Origin of the sequence: Belliella baltica DSM 15883, from assembly GCF_000265405.1 — a bacterium.
Classification (GTDB): domain Bacteria; phylum Bacteroidota; class Bacteroidia; order Cytophagales; family Cyclobacteriaceae; genus Belliella; species Belliella baltica.
Genome location: NC_018010.1, coordinates 1831794 through 1855444 on the forward strand (window position 1 = coordinate 1831794; position 23651 = coordinate 1855444).

Annotated in this window: 21 protein-coding genes; 16 read left to right on the forward strand and 5 right to left on the reverse strand. The window is 35.6% G+C overall.

Annotation, left to right across the window (positions count from 1 at the left end; genetic code table 11):
* Positions 1 to 3 precede the first annotated feature (3 nt).
* The 5 genes from rpsD to eno all read left to right on the forward strand — a co-directional run bounded on the left by rpsD (position 4) and on the right by eno (position 4676).
* Positions 4 to 609, forward strand: a complete 606-nt coding sequence (gene rpsD, locus BELBA_RS08510; protein ID WP_014772317.1) for a 30S ribosomal protein S4 — start codon at positions 4 to 6, stop codon at positions 607 to 609.
* Positions 610 to 640: 31 nt separating this feature from the next.
* Positions 641 to 1630 (forward strand): DNA-directed RNA polymerase subunit alpha, encoded by a 990-nt coding sequence (locus BELBA_RS08515; RefSeq protein WP_014772318.1) that lies wholly within the window; start codon positions 641 to 643, stop codon positions 1628 to 1630.
* A gap of 5 nt (positions 1631 to 1635) precedes the next feature.
* A complete protein-coding gene (gene rplQ / locus BELBA_RS08520) occupies positions 1636 to 2151 on the forward strand; it encodes a 50S ribosomal protein L17 (protein ID WP_014772319.1) in 516 nt (171 codons plus the stop codon).
* Between the two features lie 124 nt (positions 2152 to 2275).
* Positions 2276 to 3373, forward strand: a complete 1098-nt coding sequence (gene carA / locus BELBA_RS08525; RefSeq protein WP_014772320.1) for a glutamine-hydrolyzing carbamoyl-phosphate synthase small subunit — start codon at positions 2276 to 2278, stop codon at positions 3371 to 3373.
* 25 nt (positions 3374 to 3398) lie between these two features.
* Positions 3399 to 4676, forward strand: coding sequence for a phosphopyruvate hydratase (eno, locus tag BELBA_RS08530; protein ID WP_014772321.1), 1278 nt, complete (start codon positions 3399 to 3401; stop codon positions 4674 to 4676).
* 143 nt (positions 4677 to 4819) lie between these two features.
* Here the strand turns inward: eno and BELBA_RS08535 are convergent, their stop codons facing one another.
* Entirely contained in the window at positions 4820 to 5029 is a 210-nt protein-coding gene (locus tag BELBA_RS08535; protein WP_014772322.1) for a hypothetical protein, read from the reverse strand.
* Positions 5030 to 5302: 273 nt separating this feature from the next.
* On the opposite strand from BELBA_RS08535, the gene BELBA_RS08540 reads away from it, so the two are divergent.
* Positions 5303 to 6757: an MBOAT family O-acyltransferase gene (locus BELBA_RS08540; protein WP_014772323.1), complete on the forward strand. Its 1455-nt coding sequence runs from the start codon at positions 5303 to 5305 to the stop codon at positions 6755 to 6757.
* Positions 6758 to 6767: 10 nt separating this feature from the next.
* A complete protein-coding gene (locus tag BELBA_RS08545) occupies positions 6768 to 7649 on the forward strand; it encodes a hypothetical protein (RefSeq protein WP_014772324.1) in 882 nt (293 codons plus the stop codon).
* Positions 7650 to 7728: 79 nt separating this feature from the next.
* Here the strand turns inward: BELBA_RS08545 and BELBA_RS08550 are convergent, their stop codons facing one another.
* Positions 7729 to 9225, reverse strand: a complete 1497-nt coding sequence (locus BELBA_RS08550; protein ID WP_014772325.1) for a trypsin-like peptidase domain-containing protein — start codon at positions 9223 to 9225, stop codon at positions 7729 to 7731.
* 340 nt (positions 9226 to 9565) lie between these two features.
* On the opposite strand from BELBA_RS08550, the gene BELBA_RS08555 reads away from it, so the two are divergent.
* From BELBA_RS08555 to BELBA_RS08590, 8 genes are all read left to right on the forward strand, one after another.
* Positions 9566 to 12058 carry a mechanosensitive ion channel domain-containing protein gene (locus tag BELBA_RS08555; RefSeq protein ID WP_014772326.1) on the forward strand — a complete coding sequence of 831 codons (2493 nt, stop codon included), beginning with the start codon at positions 9566 to 9568 and terminating at the stop codon, positions 12056 to 12058.
* A 156-nt stretch (positions 12059 to 12214) separates the two neighbouring features.
* On the forward strand, positions 12215 to 12664 hold the full coding sequence (locus BELBA_RS08560; RefSeq protein WP_014772327.1) for a MarR family winged helix-turn-helix transcriptional regulator: 450 nt from the start codon (positions 12215 to 12217) through the stop codon (positions 12662 to 12664).
* A gap of 82 nt (positions 12665 to 12746) precedes the next feature.
* Positions 12747 to 13265 (forward strand): YceI family protein, encoded by a 519-nt coding sequence (locus BELBA_RS08565; protein WP_014772328.1) that lies wholly within the window; start codon positions 12747 to 12749, stop codon positions 13263 to 13265.
* Between the two features lie 87 nt (positions 13266 to 13352).
* Complete coding sequence (locus BELBA_RS08570) at positions 13353 to 14303, forward strand: ring-cleaving dioxygenase (RefSeq protein WP_014772329.1); 951 nt, start codon at positions 13353 to 13355, stop codon at positions 14301 to 14303.
* Positions 14296 to 14913: an alpha/beta hydrolase gene (locus BELBA_RS08575; RefSeq protein ID WP_014772330.1), complete on the forward strand. Its 618-nt coding sequence runs from the start codon at positions 14296 to 14298 to the stop codon at positions 14911 to 14913. Before BELBA_RS08570 ends, BELBA_RS08575 begins: the two co-directional genes overlap by 8 nt.
* A gap of 416 nt (positions 14914 to 15329) precedes the next feature.
* Positions 15330 to 15521, forward strand: a complete 192-nt coding sequence (locus tag BELBA_RS08580) for a hypothetical protein (protein ID WP_014772331.1) — start codon at positions 15330 to 15332, stop codon at positions 15519 to 15521.
* Positions 15522 to 15599: 78 nt separating this feature from the next.
* Positions 15600 to 16751: a DUF4221 family protein gene (locus tag BELBA_RS08585; RefSeq protein ID WP_014772332.1), complete on the forward strand. Its 1152-nt coding sequence runs from the start codon at positions 15600 to 15602 to the stop codon at positions 16749 to 16751.
* A 100-nt stretch (positions 16752 to 16851) separates the two neighbouring features.
* Positions 16852 to 17349, forward strand: a complete 498-nt coding sequence (locus tag BELBA_RS08590) for a VOC family protein (protein WP_014772333.1) — start codon at positions 16852 to 16854, stop codon at positions 17347 to 17349.
* 362 nt (positions 17350 to 17711) lie between these two features.
* On the opposite strand, the gene araA is transcribed toward BELBA_RS08590, so the two are convergent.
* The 3 genes from araA to BELBA_RS08605 form a co-directional block, all read right to left on the reverse strand.
* Positions 17712 to 19211: an L-arabinose isomerase gene (gene araA, locus BELBA_RS08595; RefSeq protein ID WP_014772334.1), complete on the reverse strand. Its 1500-nt coding sequence runs from the start codon at positions 19209 to 19211 to the stop codon at positions 17712 to 17714.
* Positions 19212 to 19241: 30 nt separating this feature from the next.
* Positions 19242 to 21116, reverse strand: a complete 1875-nt coding sequence (locus BELBA_RS08600; protein WP_014772335.1) for a sodium/sugar symporter — start codon at positions 21114 to 21116, stop codon at positions 19242 to 19244.
* 120 nt (positions 21117 to 21236) lie between these two features.
* Positions 21237 to 21947 carry an NUDIX hydrolase gene (locus BELBA_RS08605; protein WP_014772336.1) on the reverse strand — a complete coding sequence of 237 codons (711 nt, stop codon included), beginning with the start codon at positions 21945 to 21947 and terminating at the stop codon, positions 21237 to 21239.
* A 417-nt stretch (positions 21948 to 22364) separates the two neighbouring features.
* Between BELBA_RS08605 and BELBA_RS19970 the strand changes: the two genes are divergently transcribed.
* Entirely contained in the window at positions 22365 to 23645 is a 1281-nt protein-coding gene (locus tag BELBA_RS19970) for a TonB-dependent receptor plug domain-containing protein (protein WP_280956347.1), read from the forward strand.
* Positions 23646 to 23651 lie beyond the last annotated feature (6 nt).

Sequence of the window (23651 nt, forward strand, 5' to 3'; positions counted from 1 at the left end):
AGAATGGCTAGATATAGAGGTCCAAAGGCAAAGATTGCTAGAAAATTCGGTGAGCCTATTGAAGGACAAAGCAAGGCACTTCAAAAGAAAAACTACCCTCCAGGACAACACGGTAGAGGTAGAAGAAAAAAGCAGTCTGAATATGCTATTCAGCTTGCTGAAAAACAAAAAGCTAAATACATCTACGGTATTTTGGAAAGACAATTCTCCAAAATGTTTGATATTGCTTCAAGAAAACAAGGTATTACAGGTGAGAACTTGTTACAATTGTTAGAAGCAAGATTGGATAATGTCGTTTACAGATTAGGTATTGCTCCAACAAGAAGAGCTGCTAGACAGCTGACTTCTCACAAGCATATCTTGGTAAATGGTGAATTGGTTAATATTCCATCATATACTTTAAAACCTGGTGATGTTGTATCGGTAAGAGAGAGATCTAAGTCTCTTGAAGCGATCACTGCTAGTTTGGCAGGAAAAGGTACAGTGCGTTATTCATGGTTAGAGTGGGATAACACTTCATTAGCAGGTAAGTTCGTAAGCATTCCAGTAAGAGATGATATTCCTGAGAATATCAAAGAACAACTGATTGTCGAGCTTTACTCTAAGTAATATTAATTCAGACTTAAAAAGAACTATTGATATGTCCATACTAGCATTTCAAATGCCCGAAAAAGTGGTGATGGAAAAGGCAGATGATTTTCACGGCCTATTTACCTTCAAGCCACTTGAAAAAGGCTATGGGGTCACCATTGGTAATGCCTTGAGGAGAATTTTGTTATCTTCTCTTGAAGGTTATGCCATCACATCTGTGAAACTTCCAGGGGTGGTTCATGAATTTTCCACGCTTGAGGGAGTTGTAGAAGATGTAACTGATATAATTCTTAACCTGAAGCAGGTTAGATTTAAAAAGGTTCATGAAGCTATCGACGGTAAAATTACCGTAGAAGTTAAAAATCAGTCTATTTTCACTGCTGGAGATATCGCGAAATTTACTTCCTCTTTTGAGGTTTTGAATCCCGATTTGGTGATTTGCCACTTGGATGAGTCAAAAAGTTTAGAAGTTGAACTTACAGTAGAAAAGGGAAGAGGATATCTTCCTGCTGAAGAGTCCAAACCAAAGGAGCAAGTTTTTGGTGTTATCCCAATTGATGCGATTTTTACGCCTATCAAAAACGTGAAATATAGCATTGAAAATACAAGGGTAGAGCAAAAAACTGACTTCGAAAAATTGATCCTTGAGGTTACTACAGATGGGTCTATACATCCAGAAAAGGCACTTCAAGAATCAGCTAAGATTCTTATTCAGCATTTCATGTTGTTTTCTGATCAGACTATGGTACTTGACTCTACTGGAGTTTCGGAACCTGAACCTATTGATGAAGAATTCCTTCACATGAGAAAGTTATTGAAAACTTCTCTTGGTGATTTGGATCTGTCAGTTAGAGCATTTAATTGCTTGAAAGCTGCAGACGTGAAGACGCTTGGTGATCTTGCCAAATTGGAAATTTCTGATATGATGAAATTTAGAAACTTTGGCAAAAAATCTCTTGCTGAATTGGAGCAATTAATCCAAGAAAAAGGCCTGACCTTCGGAATGGATTTATCTAAGTATAAACTTGATGAAGAGTAAATAAAATGAGACACGGTAAGAAATTTAACCACCTTGGAAGGACAGCAAGTCATAGAAAAGCAATGCTTTCTAACATGGCTTCCTCACTAATTCTTCACAAGCGTATTTCTACAACGCTTGCAAAGGCTAAGGAATTGAGAAAATATGTAGAGCCTCTTATCTCTAGAGCTAAGGAAGACACTACACACAACAGAAGAATTGTATTTTCATATCTACAAAGCAAAGATTCTATCAAGACTCTTTTCGGTGAAGTAGTTGAAAAAGTTGCAACTAGACCTGGAGGATATACTAGAATTATTAAAACTGGTAATCGTCTTGGTGATAATGCTGAAATGTGTATCATCGAATTAGTTGATTTCAATGAATTGATGTTGAAAGACGCTAAACCTGCTAAGAAAACTACTAGAAGAAGTAGAAGAGGTTCAGGTGCTGCTACTGCTACAGAAACAGTTGCTAAGACTGATGATACAGCTACAGAAGCTAAAGAAGATGATAAGAAAGATGATAACGCTGCAGAATAATATGTTGCTATTATCTTAATAGAGAGGGATTGGACTTTTGTTCAATCCCTTTTTTTATATCCTTTGCTGTATAAGAATATTTATCTTTAGAAATTTCTTAAATTTGTAAAACCTTCCAGTGAAAATGAACAAACAAAAAGCAACCCTACTACTCGCTGACGGAACTATTTTCCGTGGCACTTTAATCGGAAAGCCAGGCACAAATGGTGGAGAAATATGTTTCAATACCGGTATGACAGGATACCAAGAGATCTATACTGACCCATCTTATACTGGTCAAATTGTAGTTACTACAACTTCTCATATTGGCAACTATGGTGTGATTGACGAGGAAGTTGAATCAGACTCGCCAACTATAGCAGGAATAGTAGTAAATTCTTTTTCGAATACATACAGCAGAGTTGATGCAGACAGCTCGCTTCAAGATTATTTGGTAAATCATGATATAACAGGAATCGCTGACATCGATACAAGGATGTTGGTTAGACATCTTCGTTCGAAGGGAGCTATGAATGCAATAATTAGCTCAGAGTTTGAAGAGGATTTAGCGGGGCTTAAAGCCCAGTTGAATTTGGTTCCTGACATGAATGGTTTAGAGCTTTCTTCTAAAGTTTGTACTAAAGAGCCTTATTACTTTGGAGATGAGAATTCGCCACTGAGAGTAGCTTGTATGGATTTTGGGATCAAGAAAAATATATTGAGAAACCTTGCTGATCGTGGTGTTTACTGCAAAGTTTTTCCAGCCAAAACTACTTTTAAAGAAGTGCAAGAATGGAATCCAAATGGATATTTCTTGTCTAATGGGCCTGGTGATCCTGCTGTGATGGATTACGCCGTAAAAACAACGAAAGAAATACTAGACTCTGGAAAGCCAGTATTTGGGATTTGTCTGGGACATCAATTACTTGCTGAGGCTTGTGGCGTATCTACTTACAAAATGCATCATGGTCATAGAGGTTTGAATCATCCGATCAAAAACATTTTGACTGGAAAGAGTGAAATTACATCTCAAAACCATGGCTTTGTAGTCAAAAGAGAGGGTGTTGAGAGCAATGATCAGCTTGAAATTACACATGTCCATCTCAATGATGGTACTATTGCAGGTATCAAACTAAAGAACAAACCTGCATTTTCTGTGCAGTATCATCCAGAATCATCTCCAGGACCTCATGATTCGAGGTATTTATTTGATGATTTTGTATCTTTAATGAACAAAAATTAAAACCTATTTAAACCATATTAAAATTATGACATTAATTCAATCAATTCACGCAAGACAAATTTTAGACTCTAGAGGAAACCCAACTATTGAAGTAGATGTGTTTACTGAAAATGGTGCTTTTGGAAGAGCTGCTGTGCCTAGTGGAGCTTCCACAGGTGTCAATGAAGCTGTTGAACTTCGTGATGGTGACAAATCAAAGTATCTTGGTAAAGGAGTCTTAAAGGCGGTTTCTAATGTTAATGATGTCATTGCTCCAGAATTACTTGGACTTGATGTTTTTGAGCAGAATCTTATTGATCATATTATGATTGATCTTGATGGTACTCCTAACAAAAGTAAACTGGGAGCAAATGCAATCCTTGGTGTTTCTTTGGCGGTGGCTAAAGCAGCAGCTATGGAAGCTGGACAGCCTCTTTATAGATACATTGGAGGTGTGAATGCAAATACACTTCCTGTTCCAATGATGAATATCATCAACGGTGGATCTCACTCAGATGCTCCTATCGCGTTTCAAGAATTTATGATCAGACCTGTAGGTGCTGATACATTCTCAGAAGCAATAAGAATGGGTGCTGAGATTTTCCATCATTTGAAGAAAATCTTACATGACAAAGGTCTAAGTACTGCCGTGGGTGATGAAGGAGGATTTGCTCCTAATTTCTCTGGAGGAACTGAAGAAGCTTTGGCTTGTATCCTTGAGGCTATTGAGAAAGCCGGTTACAAGGCTGGTGAAGAAATCACAATTGCTTTGGATTGTGCAGCATCTGAATTTTTCGAAGATGGTCAATACGATTATAAGAAATTTGAAGGTGAATCAGGTAAAATCAGGTCTAGAGAAGAGCAAGTTGCTTATTTGGCTGAGCTTACCGAAAAATATCCGATTGATTCTATTGAAGATGGATTTGCGGAGGAAGATTGGCAAGGTTGGTCAATGTTGACTGCTAAGATTGGAGATAAAGTGCAATTAGTGGGCGATGATTTGTTCGTTACAAATGTGAAATTCCTTCAAAGAGGAATTGAAGAGAAATCTGCCAATTCTATTTTGATTAAAGTAAATCAGATTGGCACATTAACTGAAACTTTGAATGCAATATCTCTAGCACACAAAGCGGGCTTTACTGCTGTGATGTCGCATAGATCTGGTGAAACAGAAGATTCAACAATAGCTGATTTGGCTGTTGCTGTAAACTGCGGACAGATTAAAACTGGTTCTGCTTCCAGATCTGATAGAATGGCAAAGTATAATCAATTGCTTAGAATAGAAGAGCAATTGGGCGAATCAGCTTATTTCCCTAAGAAATAATATGATTCAGTTTGAATAGATATAGTTATAGCAGCCTTCGGGCTGCTTTTTTTTGTGATGTTCAATAAACAAATAAGCCTTAGCAGTCAAGCTAAGGCTTATATTGTAGAGTGCAATTTGTTTGTTGAAACTGACCTAATTTCCTATTCGACAAAGATATCTGCAATATCTTCTCTTATCTCTGATTCGTTATTTTCTGAATAAGCGCCATTTTTTAGATGTTCTTGATAAATTTGAGAATCTATGCAAAACATCCCTCTTCCAGGAAAGTAAAATACTGAGTCTCCAACTTTAATCGTCTTTTTTGTTTGAAGGCAAATACCCTTCTGTTTGGATTCGATAAATTTTCCCATGAGTGATTTTAATTATAAACTTCTTTAATATAAGGATCAAATTCCGCATTAGAAACACTTATTTTATATAGTTTATGTAGGCTTGATTTTTATCTGTTAAAATATATTTAAGGTATTGATTTTAAATGCATTATAGTTTTGATTTTTCATTCTTTTAAGTTTTGTTTTCCTTAAGAATTTTTTGAGGTTATTTTGAATCGTTTTAATAAATAGACTTTTTTTTTAAGTTTGTAGATTGTCTGGTTATAAAAAAGGTTTTCGAAATTTTCATTCATGCTCTTCAACTCCCTGGATTTTGCTGTCTTTTTACCGATTGTATTTTTTTTATACTGGTTCGTTTTTAAGAATAATTTAAGATCTCAAAATCTTTTAATTGTAGTAGCTAGTTACGTGTTTTATGGTTGGTGGGATTGGAGATTTTTAGCGTTGATTGCTTTCAGTACTCTTGTTGATTATTTAATAGGAATAGAATTAGGGAAGGAAGGGGATAGATTCAAAAGAAGAGGGTTGTTAATTATTAGTATTTTAGTTAATATAGGTTTTCTCGGCTTTTTCAAATACTACAATTTCTTTCTAGATAATTTCATAACAGCCTTCTCTATTGCTGGAATGCCTATAAAAGCTAATACACTGAATATTATTCTTCCTGTCGGAATAAGTTTTTATACTTTTCAGACATTGAGCTATTCTATTGATGTGTATAGAAGAAAGCTCGAACCTACAAGGGATTGGATTTCATTTACTGCATTTGTTAGCTTTTTTCCACAGTTAGTTGCAGGCCCTATAGAACGTGCAACAAATCTTTTGCCTCAGTTTTATAAAAAGAGAATATTTGATTCTTCTGCTGCAGTAGATGGTTTAAAGCAAATATTGTGGGGCTTGTTTAAAAAAATGGTAATTGCAGATAATTGTGCAGAATACGCCAATTTGATTTTTAATAATTCTTCAGATTATTCGGGCAGTACTTTAGTTTTAGGAGCATTCTTTTTTGCCTTTCAGATTTATGGTGATTTTTCAGGTTATTCAGATATAGCTATAGGAACCTCAAGACTGTTTGGGTTTAATTTAATGCAGAATTTTGCATTCCCCTACTTCTCTCGAGACATTGCAGAATTTTGGAGAAGATGGCACATGTCGTTGACGACTTGGTTTAGAGATTACGTTTATATTCCTTTAGGAGGAAGTAGAGGAAGTCTGTATGAAAAAATCCGTAATACATTTATCATTTTCCTTGTCAGTGGATTTTGGCATGGAGCCAACTGGACTTTTATAGTTTGGGGAGCACTCAATGCAATATATTTTCTTCCTTCTTTGATTTTAGGAAAAAATAGAAAAAATTTAGATGTACCCGCAGAAGGGAATCGATTGCCAAGTTTCAGGGAAGCAATCTCCATATTGAGTACTTTTATCTTAACGGTGTTTGCTTGGATCTTCTTTAGGGTCGAAAATATGAGTCATGCATCTAGTTTCATTAGCGGGATATTCACTAAAAGCTTATTTTCTATGCCTAATTTCACTCAGTTAGAAGGCGCTCTTACTTTGTTGGTTTTGATTGCGGGATTTATCTTGATAGAATGGAAAGGCAGAGTTGGGCAATATGCGATTTCAAATTTGGGAGTAAAAAGAAGTAGATTTTTTAGATGGTCTATGTATATATTGATTATTCTTTCAATAGATATTTTTGGAAATACATCAGAAGAGATTGAATTCATTTATTTCCAATTTTAATTTGATAGCCATGAAGTCATTCTTAAAAAAGTCATCAATTTTTCTATTGTTATTATTGGTCTTAAATGTGCTCATGTTCTTCTTGATCAAACTTTTTTATATCAAGGATTATGAAGATGTTGATCTCAAATTTTCATCTTTTCTATTAGCAGATTCTCATGGTACTCCAATTGGAGACTTTTCGGAGGAGTATGATGTCCATAATTTTTCAGGTCAAAGTGATTCTTATTTGGATATGGAAAGGAAGCTAAAATACCTAATTAGAAACACAGATGTTGACACAATTTATATAAGCGTGGACGATCATACACTTTCTCCTACAAGAGAAAATCAAAATAACTTAGATCGTTCGGCGTATTATACGACTAAAGAAGATTATTCAAATTACTTTGATTATATCAATGATAAGTACTTAAAGTATTATTTGATTTTCTTGAATGACCGCTACAGTTTGGTGATAAAGAACTTCATTCAAGAAGAGTTGTTTGCTTTTTCCAAATGGGGTGGGAGCAGTTCCAAAATTCCATGGGAAAAATTAACAGTTGAGGAACAAAAAGAAAAAAGTAAAGCTCGATTTGAGAATTATTTTGAAAAGCCTGACCCTTCTGTAAAGATGTCAGCAGCTCTCCAAAATATTATTTCTATCTGTGAGGATAATAACATTAAATTATTTGGAGTGAGATTTCCAGTTTCTAAAGTGTATTATGGGATCTTAGGTGAAGAAAGTTATCATGCTGATAGTCTGTTTTTTAAAAATGGTCTAGTAGTATTGGATTTTGACAATTTGCTCTTAGAACAAGATTCACTCTTCCGAGATATGGATCATTTGGACAAAGAAGGGGGAGGTGTTTTTGCCGATATTTTGTTTGATACTATTGATAGTATTCCCTAAGGAATCTGAGCTTCTAGCAAAAAAAAAGACTGATCTACTGACCAGTCTTTTCCAAACAACTCAAACACTAAATTAATCTTTATTCCACAGTAACTTCAAAGTAATATTCTTGGCCATTTGGATATAAACCTAATATTACTATTTCCTCTCCTTTATTTTCTCCTAAAATCTGGATGACATCATTGGCGTTACTAATTCTGTATCTTCCATCAGAACCTATAATCGAGGTAATAATAAAGCCCGGTCTTGCTCCGGATTTTTCCCATTCTTTATTATCCACTGAAAGTATGGATGCTCCTCCTTGGATATTTAGTTTTTCTTGAATATTCGATTTTAAATCCTCAAAAGTGACTCCTGAATATTCTAGCACGACTGGAACCTCTTTTTTCACTATTTTAGTATCGCCAGAAATATTTTTCAAAGTAGCTTTTACTTCTTCTTCTTTTCCGTCTCTAAGATATTTTAAACTTACTTGGTCTCCCGGACGCTTTCTTGCAACCATTTCCTGAAGTTTTGCAACTGAATTTGTGCTTACCCCATCTACACCAATAATAATATCACCTTTTTGTAGGCCAGCATCTGCACCGCCACTTCCTTCATTTACTCCATTTACATAGACTCCTTGTGAGACGTTAATGTCTAACTCAAACTGATCAATAAGCTCTGGGGAAACATCTATTATCGTGACTCCAAGCAATCCTCTTTGAACGGTGCCGTATTTGAGTAAATCATCAACTACTTTGTTGACAATTGAACTTGGAACAGCAAACGCATATCCATTGAAAGTACCTGTTCTTGATGCAATCGCAGTGTTAATACCAATTAATTCACCTGCTAAATTGACTAATGCACCCCCTGAATTCCCTGGGTTCACGACAGCATCAGTCTGAAGAAAGGATTCGATAGACAAATCATTTTCACCTGTTCTTAAAATGCCAATGTTTCTTGCTTTAGCACTGATAATGCCTGCAGTAACTGTAGAAGTTAAGTCAAATGGATTTCCCACTGCCAATACCCATTCACCTATATTTGTCTCATCAGAATTCCCAAACCTAACGAAGGGTAATCCATCCTTTTCAATTTTTAATAAGGCCAAATCAGTCGTAGGATCTGTTCCAATCACTCTTGCAGTATACCTCGTATTGTTTTCTAAGGATATTTCTACTTTGGTGGCATTTTCTATTACGTGATTATTTGTGACTATATAGCCATCTTCAGAAATAATTACACCAGAGCCAGAACTCCTTGCCTCTCTGGGCATTTGGTTTCTTTCGGGAGATCTAAATCCGAAAAGTTCTTCAAATGGATCTGAACCTCTTTGTCTTTGAGATACAGTAACTGAACTCTTTACATGAACTACAGCAGGAGTCACAAGCTCTGCGGCAGCTACGAAGTTAATTCCATCAGGAACTGTGAATTTGTCATTTGAAAGCCAATTCACGAAGCTTGTATCTTGTTTTTCAGAAAAGGTGGTTGCTGTATTTTGCTTTGATAAATAGCTTACACCTGCTAAAGCAACTATACCACCAATTAATGAGGCTAAGATAATACCTAGGAAAAATTGCTTTTTATTCATTTCATTTTGCGTTTATGTTTGAAATAAGATACACGAAATTTACAATCAACAGTTGTCAAAAATCAAGCTTATTGTGATGATTGATAGCGTTTTTTAACATGGTTTAACAGATTATATTGATTTGTCAATCCCACATCTATTTAACATATATTTTCAAAATCAGTTTAATAATATCTTACTTTCTATAAAATAGCTTTTACTTAGGTCAATGTTTTTCTATTAATTTCATTGATTTTGGTAGCAGTTAATGAAATGAAGATTTTGGGGATTGTGAATTGACTTAATAATTTTGATTTTATCATGTATATTGAGAGTGGTTTGAAAAGTGTAAAAAACAAATATGAAATTCTACAGCATATTTATCTCCATATTTTTTTTGATAACCTCGGCAGAGGCAACTCTATTTGATTATCAGGGATTAGATACCTTATTGAAGGTTTCTGAAAAAGAGAGCCTACAACAAGAGAAAAATAAAGAGGAAAAACCTTCTCTTGAAGGTAGTATTCGAAAGGGGCAGGATTATACCATTCAGCTAAATAGAATGAATTTTATCTTGGGTAAAGAGTTGGATACGCTCGAAATCATGGAAGATATTCCTTGGGTAGAGCGTCTTACTGGAGTAGTAGAGAATAGACTCAATGACCCAACTTCGCTTATTAGCATTCGATATTTAAATGAATTAGATAATCTGCTTAGAAATATCCGTGCTCAAGTTGAGGTAGCAGAGCGAAAAGTGACTGCTAGAACCGAAGAATTGGTTAGTGTTCGTGAGCAGATTCAGGAAATTAAAGAAGATCAAATTTTCAGATTGGATGTTAGAGACCCTTCAATTTTAAAAGAGTATCAAACAGCCATCGTTCAGCTGAGAGAACAAACAGAAAAAACTGAGTCTCTTCTAAACGAACAAAGGGTCTTTACTGCTTATTATCAAACTCGAATTTCAAGAATGATGATCAAAATCTCTGAACTTTCGGAGATGATTGATGCTGAAAAGAGAAAGGCAGAAAAGGCCTTGTTGTCTAAAGATATGGCATTCCCATGGGAAAAATCTAAGACAGATTCATCACTTAATCTAAGTGGAGTGTTTTTTGAGTCTCTAAAATTAAATGAAGCGATTTTGTCAAGGTATATTAAAAACCAATTAGGTTTAACAATTTTTTTAAGTGTCATCTTTCTTTTATTCTATTTGTGGGTCAATAATATTTTGAAGGTGATAAAGGCAGAAAAGGAGTTTTCAAATATTATTTTAGAACGAGCCAATTATGTCCCCAAGAATACTTTTTTAAGTGTTATAGTTGTTTTTTTTCCAATCTTACCTTTTATTTTTTCTAACCCTACGATCTCATTTCTCACTGTTTTGAATTGGATAATTGTTGTCACAGTGACTGTATTATTGTATGGTAAATTCCCGAAATCGCTTTTTAGAAATTGGCTGGCTTTCGTATTTATATTTTTGATATATACTGTTAGCAATTTATATCGAGACATTAATTATTCCGAAAGATGGTATCTTTTTGCGCTGAGTATTATTGGGATTTTTTTAGCTCTCAGAATAGTAAAATTTCAACGAAGTAATCCGGATTTGCTTCCTACTTTCATAGAGGTTTTGGTAAAATTTTACATTGCAATGCAAGTATTATCAATTCTTGCGAATGTATTTGGAAGGTTTACTTTAAGCAAATTGTTAGGAACTGCCGCTACAATGAGCTTTGCCCAGGCAGTGGGGCTTTATTTGTTTGTGTTGATAATTATGGAAGTGATTTATTTGCAAATTGAAGTAGGGCGAAAAAAAGAAACCGAATTCACCTCTTTTATTGATTTCCATGGAATTCAGAAGCGTGTAAAAAAAGTTTTTTATGGAATAGCAGCCCTTATTTGGACTTATTATTTTCTGGATAATATTTCTTTATTGGACATTTTTATAGAGAAAAGCAGAGTTTTTCTTTCTACAGAAAGATCTTTAATTAACTCAACTTTTACTTTTGGAAACATCCTGATATTCTTCTTATTAGTTTATGTCTCAAGTGTAGTTGCTAATAATATAGCCTATTTTGCATCTATTAAGGATCAGCAAAAGGGAGAGTCAAGAGATAAAAGATTAGGTTCGTCTATACTTTTGATACGATTAAGTGTGCTTGCTGTGGGTTTTCTTCTAGCAGTTGGCGCTTCGGGAATTGGTTTTGATAAAATAGCAATAGTGCTTGGGGCACTTTCTTTAGGGATTGGTTTTGGTCTTCAAACGATTGTAAATAATTTAGTTTCTGGGGTAATACTTGCTTTTGAAAAACCAATTCAAATTGGAGATGCAATCGAGGTTGGTGGTCGTTCCGGAACAGTCAAAGAGGTCGGTATCAGGTCAAGTAAGATTTTAGCGTATGATGGTTCGGAAATTATAATTCCAAATGGGGATTTATTATCCCAACATTTGATTAATTGGACACTCTCAGATCAGAAAAGACGTGTGGAATTGATTATCGGAGTAAGCTATGGTTCTGATATGGATTTGGTTTCTGAAATTTTGACTAAGCAATTGCAGATTGATGAAATCATGAAAAACCCAACTCCAAAAGTGTTTTTACAAAGTTTTGCTGATAGTGCAGTTGAGTTTAGAGTGCTATTTTGGGTCGAAAATTTTGGTTTATGGATTGATATTAGGAATAAAGTGATGAGAGGAATATTCGCATCCTTTAAAGAAAATGGTGTTGAGATTCCTTTCCCTCAAAGAGATTTGAATTTAAAAGCCTTTCCTAATATTCTAGATGAAAAAATTAAATCAATTGGAGAATTGGAAGAACTTGAAAAATTGAAAAGAAATCAAGATTCCAAAGATTGATTCTTCTCTACTTTTAAATTATTTGCAGCTGGCAAAGACATTAAATTCTCTAGAAACATGTCAATTTAGGATTTTTTTTTAAAAAAAGATTGGCTTTTGAAAACCTTTTCTTACATTTGTATGTGTATACATTTAATACAAATACAATAAATACAAATGAGAATAGAAGAGGCGATTAAACAAAAGGAATTTAAAGATCCCTACAATAAAGTGGTCGTCAATCTGCTTTATACGAGTAGTTATATTGTTTCTAATCAAAGTTCTTTGTTCAAACCATTGGGATTGTCGCCTGAACAGTATAATGTATTAAGAATTCTTCGCGGTCAGAATGGAAAACCCATTACAGTATCATCGATTCAAGAAAGAATGCTGAACAAAATGTCAAATGCTTCTCGATTAGTCGAAAAATTAAAACAAAAAGATTTTGTTTTAAGGGAAGAATGTCCAAGTGATAGAAGACAAGTTGATATTATGATTACAGAAAAGGGTCTTGCTATATTGACTGAATTGGAATCTGCGGTTTATGAGTTTAATAAGCAGCTTGTTAATTTAAGCGAAGAAGAAACAATTCAACTCAATGGTCTGTTAGACAAAATGCGTGGGTGATTTTTTTTACCTATATTATTGTATAGACATTCAATGTAAAAATAACTAATAAATAAACTAATAACAATTTAAAGTAAAAATTATGAGCACTACAGCAACAAAATGGGTTATTGACCCAACTCACTCAGAAGTATCATTTAAAGTAAAACACTTAGTAATTTCTACAGTAACAGGATATTTCAGGAAATTTGAAGGTTCAGCTGAATCTACTTCTGATGATTTCCAAGGAGCAAAAGTATCTTTCTCAGCAGACATCGATAGTATCGATACAAATCAAGCTGATAGAGATGGTCACTTGAAATCTGACGATTTTTTCAATGCAGCTCAATATCCAAAATTATCTTTCTCAGGAGTTATCGAAGGCGATAAATTGAAAGGTGACCTGACTATCAGAGAAGTGACTCAAGCCGTTGAATTGGATGTTGAGCTTGGTGGTGTAGCAGGTGATCCTTACGGTCAAACTAAAGCTGGGTTTGAAATCGAAGGTAAAATTAGCAGAAAAGATTTTAATTTGAAGTGGAATGCAGTAACAGAAGCTGGTTCTGTAGTCGTTTCTGACGCAGTTAGAATCATTTTGAGTGTTCAGTTGGTAAAACAATAATTTCTATAAAAAGAAATTAAAATTCAATTAGAGGCTGAGCGTTTTAAATCTCTCAGCCTCTCTTAAAAAAACTAAATTATCAATATCATGTCAGCACTTATCACAGGTATTCATCACATCACGGCAATAGCTGGAAATGCTCAAAAAAATGTGGATTTCTACACAGGAATTCTTGGATTGAGATTAGTTAAGAAGACAATCAACTTCGATGCTCCGGACGTTTACCATTTTTACTTTGGAGATGAGCTTGGCACTCCTGGGACAGTTTTTACAACTTTCCCTTTTGATGGAGCTAGGAAAGGAACCAAAGGAACTGGTGAAATGACTTACACAGCTTTTTCAATTTCTGAAGATGCTCTGCCCTATTGGATAGAAAGATTAAAGAAATACAATATTCCCACATCAGATGTATTGACACGTTTTGGTGAAAAATTGATTCGATTTGAAGATCATGATGGAATGGGTATAGAGTTGATCGCTAATGATAATGATGAAAGGAAAGGATGGACCTATGGTTTTATCCCAAATGAACATGTGATAAAAGGTTTCTACGGAGCGACCCTAAATCTTAAAGCAAAAGAACTTACAGAAAAGTTGCTCACCCAATTTATGGATTATAAATTCATAGCTGAGGAAGAGGGTCGCTTCCGTTATGGAACTGCAGGTAAGCCTGGTGATATTGTAGATATCGTCTTGGACAAAAATGGTCGTCAAGGAGTACAGAGTGCCGGGACCGTCCACCACATTGCTTTCAGAACAGCGAATTCAGCGTCTCAATTGGAGGTTCAACAAATCCTAATCAATAATGGCTATCATGTGACGGAAGTAAAAGATAGAAACTATTTTACGTCCATTTACTTCAGGGAGCCAGGTGGGGTTTTGTTTGAAATAGCAACCGATGAACCTGGCTTTGCTATTGATGAAGATGAAGCACATTTGGGAGAATTGCTCAAATTACCTGATTGGGCGGAGCAGCATAGAGACAAGATCGAACCAAAATTAGCCAAAGTTCAATTAAATGTAGAGAAATATGTCTGATACCAAAAGAGAAGGAAAGCCAATAAGCGAAGCTAAAAAAGTTGCAATAATGCTTCATGGCAGAGGAGCATCGGCTGATAGTATTATAGGACTTCAGAATTACCTTGATTTGGAAGATTTTGCGATTTTGGCACCGCAAGCAGTTGGGAATACTTGGTATCCGTATAGCTTTATGGCTCCCGATCAAAACAACGAGCCTTCATTGACGCATGCTTTGCACTCAGTAGAAGAATTGGTAGAAGAAGTTACTTCAGCTGGAATTTCATCTAATCAAATCTATTTTATAGGATTTTCGCAGGGCGCATGTCTTTCATTGGAGTATGCATCTAGAAATGCCAAAAAATATGGAGGGGTAATAGCTTTCACAGGAGGTTTGATTGGAGAAAAAATCAATCATTCAAATTACTCAGGTACATTCTCAGGAACACCAATTTTCATAGGTTCTAGCCATAAAGATATGCACGTACCTTTGTCTAGGATCGAAGAATCGGTAGAGATCATGGAAAAAATGGGTGCTGCCACCAAAACATTGATCTTTCAAGATACAAACCATACAATTCGACAGGAAGAGATTGATTGGGTAAATGTCAATATCCTATCAAAAAATTAATATTTGTTTCTTATTATTATGAAAAATAGCCAGCGGAATCGTTGGCTTTTTTTGTGCCCCAAGGTCTGTGTCCCCACAAACCTTAAGTTAACACATAACCCTAACCATGGTCTCTGTTCCAAAAATCAATCAATTTCTTCCTTGGGCATTTGGTCTAAAGAATTATCATAAACTTTAATTAACATTTTAAGATAAATATTCCTAAAGAGTAGTTCAAAGCAATTTTTTAAATCCCAAACCAAATAGCGATGGTATATTTCCTGTTTAGATTATATCTATAAATAGAATGATAAATTTCGTTTAGTTTGACTTAAATTTGTAATTACCTATTATTATTATTATTGAGCAAATCAAATTTAGTTTGATTAGGCTTTTGCCCTGTCTGCATATTGCTATGGGTATTAATTTTATTTATTATGCGTAAATTTCTTGTTTTTTCGCTTGGACTTATGTCCGTGTTAGCATTTACTACTTTCATTCCTGAAGCTTCTCAAGCTTCATCAGGTGGGTGCATGTGGAGTGATAGAGATTTCTCCTGTGACCCTACATTCACAGATGGTCATTGTGCACTTCCAGATGATTGCGAAGTGGTCGTTGTGACTGAGTAATTCACATTTCCACCGATCATTAGTTTTTGATCGGTGGTTTTGTAATTTTGATTTTTATCCAAAAAACTTTAAAAGCAAATGTTTAGATTCAATTGTTTGATTTTCCATTTTTGTCTATTGATTTTTCTTTCCTGTTCCTCCAAAGATATAGATACTGAGGATATTCTCAGTTATCGTACAGAGTCCATTAGATTGCCAATAGATCACACGGTCTTTCCAAGCACTTTTGCTATGCAGTACTTTGAAGGTAAGCTATATTGGATGAGTAGGGATAAAAGGACAATTCATCAGCTTGATTTTAAGAATAAGGAAATGGACTTATTCCTCAAGTTCAATGAAGAAGGACCTGATGGAGTAGGGACACCTCTTGGTTTTTATTTGCATAATTTGGATTCTATTTACATGCCATCTGGTTACCGCTTATTTTTATTGGATCGGCAGGCAAAAATCAAAAATGTATATGATTTTTCAGAAACGGAATTGGCAGGTCCATTATCTTCAAACACCAGATACAGTGGCCAATTTGTTAACCTATCCAAAGGGGTAGCAATTAGCCTAAAGCCTGAGTTGATTTCAAAAAGTCTTTTAAATAAGGATTTTCTTAAGCGCTACAATCCCTTTCTGGTTTTTGATCTTAAGTACGAAAACTTTGAAAAAATGAATTTCAATTTTGATCCTATTTTATTTGACAAAGGATCGAATTTGATCAGTAGTAGTTTTACAGGCGAAGGGGATGATTTTTTTGTAATTACCCAGTATAGTAATGTTTTACATAAATATGATATTCAAAAAGGTAAGGTAAGTGTGCATCCATTGGAGTCTAATCTGGTCAATAATTTTTCTGACAGTTATTTCAAGTCCGAGCCAAGGAATAACTCAGCTGTTGAAAATACCCGATTAATTTACAAATACGCTTCTAATATTGGGTTGTTGTATGACCCATTTAGAAAAATGATTTACAGAATGGGTTGGAAAGGGGAAGAATTAGATAAGAATATAAATTTCATGAAGTTTTCGGAATTTTTACCGCATTTTGTAGTAGGGGTGTATAATGCTGAATCTTTAGAGTTACTAGGGGAATTTGATTTGCCAAGAAACAAATATTTGGCGCATCATTATTTTGTGAGTGAAGATGGATTGAATTTGTTTTTGAATCATCCTGACAATCCAAATACCAAAGAAGATGAGCTTAAAATAGAAGTGTTTGATTTTTCAGGTTTGAAACAATGATGCTTTTTGAAAAGAATCATGTAAATTTCTATTGGGAAAAGTTCAATTTCTCTGTAAACTAAGGGGTTTTACGATGTTTTCCTTTTAAATCATCATTCCTATGAAGAAGCATTTGTTATTTATATTAGGCCTAGCGGGAGCTTTTGCGCTTGGATATATTTCCAATTATTTCGTATTTGAAGAAAATAAACCAAGAATAGTAGAAACAAATCTAAACCCAGAAAAAATGAAACTAGGAGCTTTTTCCATGAGTTTGAGCGTCAAAGATCTCAAAACTTCCAAAGATTTCTATGAGAAACTAGGTTTTGCTGTATTTGCAGGAGATTTTGACAAAAATTATTTAATCATGAAAAATGAAAACTCCCTGATCGGGCTATTTCAGGGGATGTTTGAAAATAATATTTTGACATTCAATCCAGGATGGGATGAAAATGCCCAAGAAATCAACGAGTTTGATGATATAAGAGAAATACAAAGCCATTTAAAGAAAAATGATGTTTCATTATCATCAGAGGTAGATCAAAACACTAAAGGACCAGGCAGTATCATGTTGACGGATCCTGATGGCAATATGATTTTAATTGATCAGCATAGATAGGCAATTTGACCCCCAAGGTCTGAGTCCTCACAGACCTTTTCCAATTTAAGCTTCGTTATCAAACTAATGCTTTCCTTGTACATAATTTATGAATAGAAGTCTTAAGTCTTAACAAAATAATAGATTGTGAGGACACAAGCCTTGGGAGGGACAGACCTTTTGATCTCCCAAGGTCTGTGTCCCCACAGACCTTTTTCTAAAGTATATTCTGATAATGTTATTTGCCTTAATATAATGGCTTGTGGAGACACAAGCCATGGTTGGGGGTATTACATTTTGAGTGCAAGAAGGCCTTCAGTAAAACACAAAAAAAGGAGCTCTGTAAAACAGAACTCCTTTTACAATAATTAAGGCAAATCAATTTAAAATCCTAATCGATAGAAAGCGTCACTCCATTTTACTTCGTTCTGGAGTTGTCTTAAGTTTGTTTCTTTATCGATTATAATATTTTCCAAACCTGCGATTTTCGCGAAGTCAGTCAGATGCTCTGTTGTCAAACTTTGGCTAAAGCATGTGTGGTGTGCACCTCCGGCATAAATCCAGCCTGCACAGCCAGTGTTCATGTCAGGAAGCGGTTTCCACATTACTCTCGCCACAGGGAGTTTCGGAAGGGCTTGAGGCACTTCTACTGCTTCCACTTCATTGACTACAAGCCTGAATCTATTTCCCATATCCACCAAAGAGGCGTTTAGTGAAGCACCAGCCTTGCCGTTGAATACCAATCTAACAGGATCTTCTTTTCCACCTATTCCGAGCGGATGTACTTCACAAGTAGGCTTTCCATTCGCCAAAACAGGATCTACTTCCAGCATATGGGCACCAAGAACCATGCTGTTGCTTGGGTCAAAATGATAGGTATAGTCTTCCATGAAAGCATTTCCACCTTCAAGTCCTGTTCCCATTACTTTCATGGCTCTTACCAAAGCGGCAGTTTTCCAATCACCTTCACCTGCATATCCATAACCTTCAGCCATTAATCGTTGTGTGGCTATTCCTGGCAATTGTTTCATGCCATGAAGGTCTTCGAAAGTATTTGTAAAGCCTTTAAATCCGCCTTCTTTAAGGAACTTGCGCATTCCGATTTCAATTTGGGCAGCATCTAACAATGAAGATCTTCTAGCCCCATTCGCTTTTAAATTATCTGCTAGGGTATAAGTAGCTTCATATTCCTCGACAAGTCCTTTGATTTCAGACTCAGGTGCAGCATTGATGAGTTGTACCAAATCGCCTACGGCAAAAGTGTTCACAGCAAATCCAAACTTCAATTCAGCTTCGACCTTATCGCCTTCAGTTACAGCCACATTTCGCATGTTGTCTCCAAATCTTGCGAATTTGGCTCCTTGCCAATCATTCCATCCAGAAGCAGCCCTTGCCCAAGTGTCAATTTGAGATTTTACTTTTGGATCTTGCCAGTGGCCAACTACCACTTTACGTTCGATTTTCATTCTAGAAACCATAAATCCAAATTCTCTGTCTCCATGAGCACTTTGATTGAGGTTCATAAAATCCATATCTATGCTTTCCCATGGAATATCTCTATTGAATTGAGTATGGAGGTGAAGCATTGGTTTTTGAAGAATTTTTAAGCCACCGATCCACATTTTGGCAGGAGAAAAAGTATGCATCCATGCAATGATACCAATACAGTTTTTGTTTTGGTTTGCCTCTTGGCAGACTGCGTAGATTTCCTCTGTAGTTTTAACAGTTGGTTTATAAATTATGCTTACACTGATTCCTTGAGATTCATTGAGCTCTTTTGCTATGATTTGAGAATGTTCCGCAACTTGACGAAGGGTTTCTTCTCCATATAAGTGCTGGCTTCCTGTGAGAAACCATACTTCGTTTTGTTTGAGATTATTCATGAATTTTTCGTTTATAAGGTTTGATTTTGATTACATCCAAAAGAAATAGTAAAGCAGACCAACAATTAATATAATCCCAGCTGCGCCTAAATTGAATGGTGTGGCTGTATTGAAGAGTACAGGATCTATTGTTAAAGATTTTGGGTCTGCTTTTTTCATTTTCACATTGGTATATAAAATAACCCCAAGCATCATAAATAATGAAGCCATCATAAAAATGGATTCAAAACCTATTGATTCGAAGTCATTGAAAAATGCAATACCAAGAATTGTTGAAATTAATCCCAAAGTAAAGAAAATATAAGAGGAAGTTAAGGATTTACTTCCAACCCCCTTTTCTTTGAAAGCAGGATTCGCGTGTGTCTTCTTTTCCGTGAAACTTATCACTGAGGCAATAAGCAATAAAATAATAAATACATATCCCATCCTCAACAAGAACGGCATTTCAGGATACAATACTTTAAATACAATACCCGCAGGAATTGTAGCGATAGCTGTCCAAAGAGCAGCATTTCCTGTGATTTGTCTCCAAAACAGACCCATGCAGAATACTGCAACCACTCCAGGATAAATATATCCTGTGTATTCTTGTATGTATTGGAATACCTGATCCAGTGATGCTAACTGTGGAGCGACAAGCATAGCTATGAAAAGTGCCACAATTGCCACGAGTCTACCTGATCTTACCAATTGATTGTTGGTAGCATCAGGCTGGAAATATACTTTGTAGATGTCCATGGTGAAAATCGTCGAAGTACTATTGATCATGGACGCAAGAGAGGAAACTATTGCTGCTGCAAGTGCAGCAAATGCCAATCCTCTAATTCCAGCAGGAACAAAGTTTTTCAAAAGCCATGGATAAGCTTCATCAGATTTATCAATTGTCCCAATTTGCTCAAATGGAACATTCAGCATCACAGACAATTCTTCTGGCGTTGATTTATTGATCAATACCCAAGCTGCAATTCCCGGAATTACAACCAACAATGGAATAAGAATTTTTAAGTAACCTGCGAAGATCAACCCTCGTTTCGCATCTTCTATACTTTTTGCTGCAAGGCCTTTTTGAATGATATATTGATTGAATCCCCAATAACCAATATTGGTAAGCCACATAGCACCAAGTACAACAGCTACACCAGGAAGATCTTGATAAGCATCTTTCAGCCCTCCAACTCCATCAGGTATCATAATTTCACCTTTTGGTACCACCATTACGAAATGTTCTCGAGCGGCTTCATAAAGATTTGCCATTCCTGCAAAAACTCCAGCTCCGTCTCCAACTGCTTCTAAGGCAAGAAAAGTAGTAACTAAACCTCCTGCAATCAATACAATCACTTGGACAACATCTGTCCATGCTACAGCTTCTAGACCACCATAAATAGAGTAGATGCCTGAAAACACCAAAAGACCTATAATGCCATATTGTAGAGGTACCCCCATGATTTTCTCCATGGCCAAGGCTCCTAAGTAACTTACCGAGGTCAGATTGACAAAGACATATACCAAAAGCCAAAAAACAGCAAAGGCAGTACTTACTCTTTTATCAAATCTGGATTCCAAAAACTGAGGCATTGTATATATGCCATTCTTCAAGAAAACTGGTAAGAAGTATTTGGCGACGATGATCAGTGTAATCGCAGCAATCCATTCATATGCTGCAATGCCCAACCCGATTGCGAATCCAGAACCTGATGTTCCGATAAAGTGCTCCGCAGAAATGTTAGCTGCTATCAAGGACGCACCAACTGCCCACCAGGTGAGCGATTTATCAGCCAAAAAATACTCCTGAGCAGTTTTTTGCAGGCCAGTTTTAGATCTTGAGACCCATAGCCCCAGTGCGACTATAATAACTGCGTAAACCGAAAAAACGATGTAATCTAAAGTAGAGAATCCAGCATTCATAGAGAATCTGTGTTTTAGAGGGTTTAAAATGTTAATTGAGTGACATGAATTGCCGTGATAAGCAATTAAGTGTCATATTTACACCTAAAATCCGAATAAAAAAAATATGCAAGTGAAAATTTATTCCAATCCTGCTGGGATTTCATTTCTTGGTATGAAATTATGAATGTTTGTAAAGTTTTCTTTATAGTGATCTTCATCCAAAGAATAATAAAATGCTCCTTTCTTAGAACTTGATTTATCTTTTTCTGACTCTTTTTTCAAAAGCTTGGTAGAGAGCACTTTTCTAGTGAAATTTCTCTTATCTATTTTTGTGTCGTAAAGACCTTCATACATTGCTTGCAACTGTGGAAGCGTAAATTTTTCAGGTAAAAGCTCAAATAGAATAGGATGAAATGCAGCTTTATATCTTAATTTAGTCAGAGCTCTTTCTACCATTTCTTTATGATCAAAAATTAGATTTGGAAGATCTTTTATGGAATACCATCTAGCATGAAAATCATCATTAATCTGTGCCTGATATTTTTCTATATCAATCAATGCCACATAGGCAACGGCGATGACCCTTTCGATGGGATCCCTATCTGGCTGGCTAAATGCTTGCATTTCTTCCATATAAACATCATGTAAACCAGTTAGTTGCTTCAAGATTCGCTCAGCTGCTTGATCTAAAGACTCGTCAGACTGTACAAATCCTCCCATTAGACTCCATTTCTCTCTTTCGGGGGCAAAACCTCTCTGAATCAGCAGTAGCTTGTAATCGACACCGTCAAAGCCAAAAATTATACAATCCACAGCCACTAAAAGCCTGGTTTGATTTGAATACTTCATATTTGGTTGATATTATGGGTTTAGGCTAGTTTAATTTTGAAAGTTAGTTATTTTCTCCATATAAATCCAATATTGACACTTAATATTTGTCCAATTTAGAATAGAATAAAAAAAGTTAAATGATTAAGCTCTTTTTGATTTTAAAATCACTCTTTTTTATATCGATTCTATTTGTTTATTTATAGAAGTCTCAAATCATTTGCTCTTAATGTTGTGGTAGATGCTTATCAAGGAATATTTTAAAGCCATTTTTGATTATTTTATTTTAATAGTGTAAAAAAGACAATTAATATTTGTGTCTTTAATTTTTATTCTCTAATATTCGTTTATGATAGCGTTAAGATCAGTTTATTTAATGTTCAAATAATTCATTATCAATTATTTAAATATTAAATTATCTGCTTTTAAACTATTTCAATCAAGAAATTTTCTACAAATGATGTTGCCCAAATGCTCCAAGGAAGAGTATCAGGTGTTCAGGTGACCTCTGATGGTCAGCCTGGAGCTTTTCCAAGTGTAAGAATTAGAGGTATTTCTACGTTTGGCAATGGTCAGCCACTATATGTAATAGATGGTGTGCCTGTGGGTACAACCCCAAGAGACTTTAATCCAAATGATGTGGAGAGTATGCAAGTGTTGAAGGACGCTTCTGCTGGGGCTATTTATGGTTCAAGGGCTGCAAATGGTGTGGTAATCATCACAACAAAACAAGGGAAGAAAAATTCTCCTTTGAAGGTTGAATACAATACTTATGTAGGGGTAGATCAGGTATGGCAGAGAATTCCTGTATTGGGAAGAGAAGATTATCAAATGATCATCAACGAAGTTCAGAGAAATGGTAATCAGCCTTTGGTTCCAGCTAATGATCCAAACAACCCAAGATATATCACTGATATTGATACAGACTGGCAAAAAGAAGGTCTGAAAAATGGTTTTAGACAAAATCATAACTTGAATTTCTCTGGTGGAGGCGAATACACACAGTACAATGCTTCTGTAGATTATTTTGAAAATAGAGGGACATTAGTAGGAAATGGACCAAACTATGAAAGATATTCTATGAGAATGAATACGCTTTCAGAAAAAGGGAGGCTGAAAGTAGGGTCATCCTTATATTATACACACTCTTATGAAGATGCCTTGACTTTTAGACCAGACGTATTGGCTGGAAATAGACCTCCGTTAATTGCGGATTTGGTTCAGGGTGTCGCTCACAATGCAGTCTTTAGAGATGGTGATCAATTTTACATTGCACATCAGGGAAGGCCGACTGCTGATAGATTTTATATGATCAAGCATGTCAGAAAACTGTACTGGACAGAAGATGGTTGGCCAGTGGCTTCACCTCAGCGATATGCAAACTTACCAATGAAAGATATCCAAAGAGATGATTTGGTTGGGACTTGGGAACAGATTATTCTAGGCTATAGAGTTGTTCCTGGATATGCAGACGAGCAGTTTCTTCCAGACCTCCAAGAATCTGCTGACTTGACATTGAATGCAGATGGGAGTATTGGAAGTGATGCTGGAAATGTATGGACTTATCAAAAGCCATGGTTGACACTTAATTATGGAAATGGTGCTTTCATAGACAAAGTCTATGTGGACAACGAGTATGATTGGGAAAAAAGAAAAGAAACTATAATATATACTGGTTTAAATAATGAAGGAACGGCCATTTGGGCCAAAAAGAAATAAAATAAA

Coding starts and splice junctions, on each gene's coding strand:
- BELBA_RS08590 (WP_014772333.1), top strand. CDS start 16,852: ATGAAGAAGCATTTGTTATTTATATTAGGCCTAGCGGGAGCTTTTGCG.
- BELBA_RS08545 (WP_014772324.1), top strand. CDS start 6,768: ATGAAGTCATTCTTAAAAAAGTCATCAATTTTTCTATTGTTATTATTG.
- BELBA_RS08600 (WP_014772335.1), bottom strand. CDS start 21,116: ATGAATGCTGGATTCTCTACTTTAGATTACATCGTTTTTTCGGTTTAC.
- BELBA_RS08555 (WP_014772326.1), top strand. CDS start 9,566: ATGAAATTCTACAGCATATTTATCTCCATATTTTTTTTGATAACCTCG.
- BELBA_RS08575 (WP_014772330.1), top strand. CDS start 14,296: ATGTCTGATACCAAAAGAGAAGGAAAGCCAATAAGCGAAGCTAAAAAA.
- carA (WP_014772320.1), top strand. CDS start 2,276: ATGAACAAACAAAAAGCAACCCTACTACTCGCTGACGGAACTATTTTC.
- rplQ (WP_014772319.1), top strand. CDS start 1,636: ATGAGACACGGTAAGAAATTTAACCACCTTGGAAGGACAGCAAGTCAT.
- BELBA_RS08560 (WP_014772327.1), top strand. CDS start 12,215: ATGAGAATAGAAGAGGCGATTAAACAAAAGGAATTTAAAGATCCCTAC.
- araA (WP_014772334.1), bottom strand. CDS start 19,211: ATGAATAATCTCAAACAAAACGAAGTATGGTTTCTCACAGGAAGCCAG.
- BELBA_RS08570 (WP_014772329.1), top strand. CDS start 13,353: ATGTCAGCACTTATCACAGGTATTCATCACATCACGGCAATAGCTGGA.
- BELBA_RS08540 (WP_014772323.1), top strand. CDS start 5,303: ATGCTCTTCAACTCCCTGGATTTTGCTGTCTTTTTACCGATTGTATTT.
- BELBA_RS08585 (WP_014772332.1), top strand. CDS start 15,600: ATGTTTAGATTCAATTGTTTGATTTTCCATTTTTGTCTATTGATTTTT.
- BELBA_RS08605 (WP_014772336.1), bottom strand. CDS start 21,947: ATGAAGTATTCAAATCAAACCAGGCTTTTAGTGGCTGTGGATTGTATA.
- BELBA_RS08580 (WP_014772331.1), top strand. CDS start 15,330: ATGCGTAAATTTCTTGTTTTTTCGCTTGGACTTATGTCCGTGTTAGCA.
- BELBA_RS08535 (WP_014772322.1), bottom strand. CDS start 5,029: ATGGGAAAATTTATCGAATCCAAACAGAAGGGTATTTGCCTTCAAACA.
- rpsD (WP_014772317.1), top strand. CDS start 4: ATGGCTAGATATAGAGGTCCAAAGGCAAAGATTGCTAGAAAATTCGGT.
- BELBA_RS08565 (WP_014772328.1), top strand. CDS start 12,747: ATGAGCACTACAGCAACAAAATGGGTTATTGACCCAACTCACTCAGAA.
- BELBA_RS08550 (WP_014772325.1), bottom strand. CDS start 9,225: ATGAATAAAAAGCAATTTTTCCTAGGTATTATCTTAGCCTCATTAATT.
- eno (WP_014772321.1), top strand. CDS start 3,399: ATGACATTAATTCAATCAATTCACGCAAGACAAATTTTAGACTCTAGA.
- BELBA_RS08515 (WP_014772318.1), top strand. CDS start 641: ATGTCCATACTAGCATTTCAAATGCCCGAAAAAGTGGTGATGGAAAAG.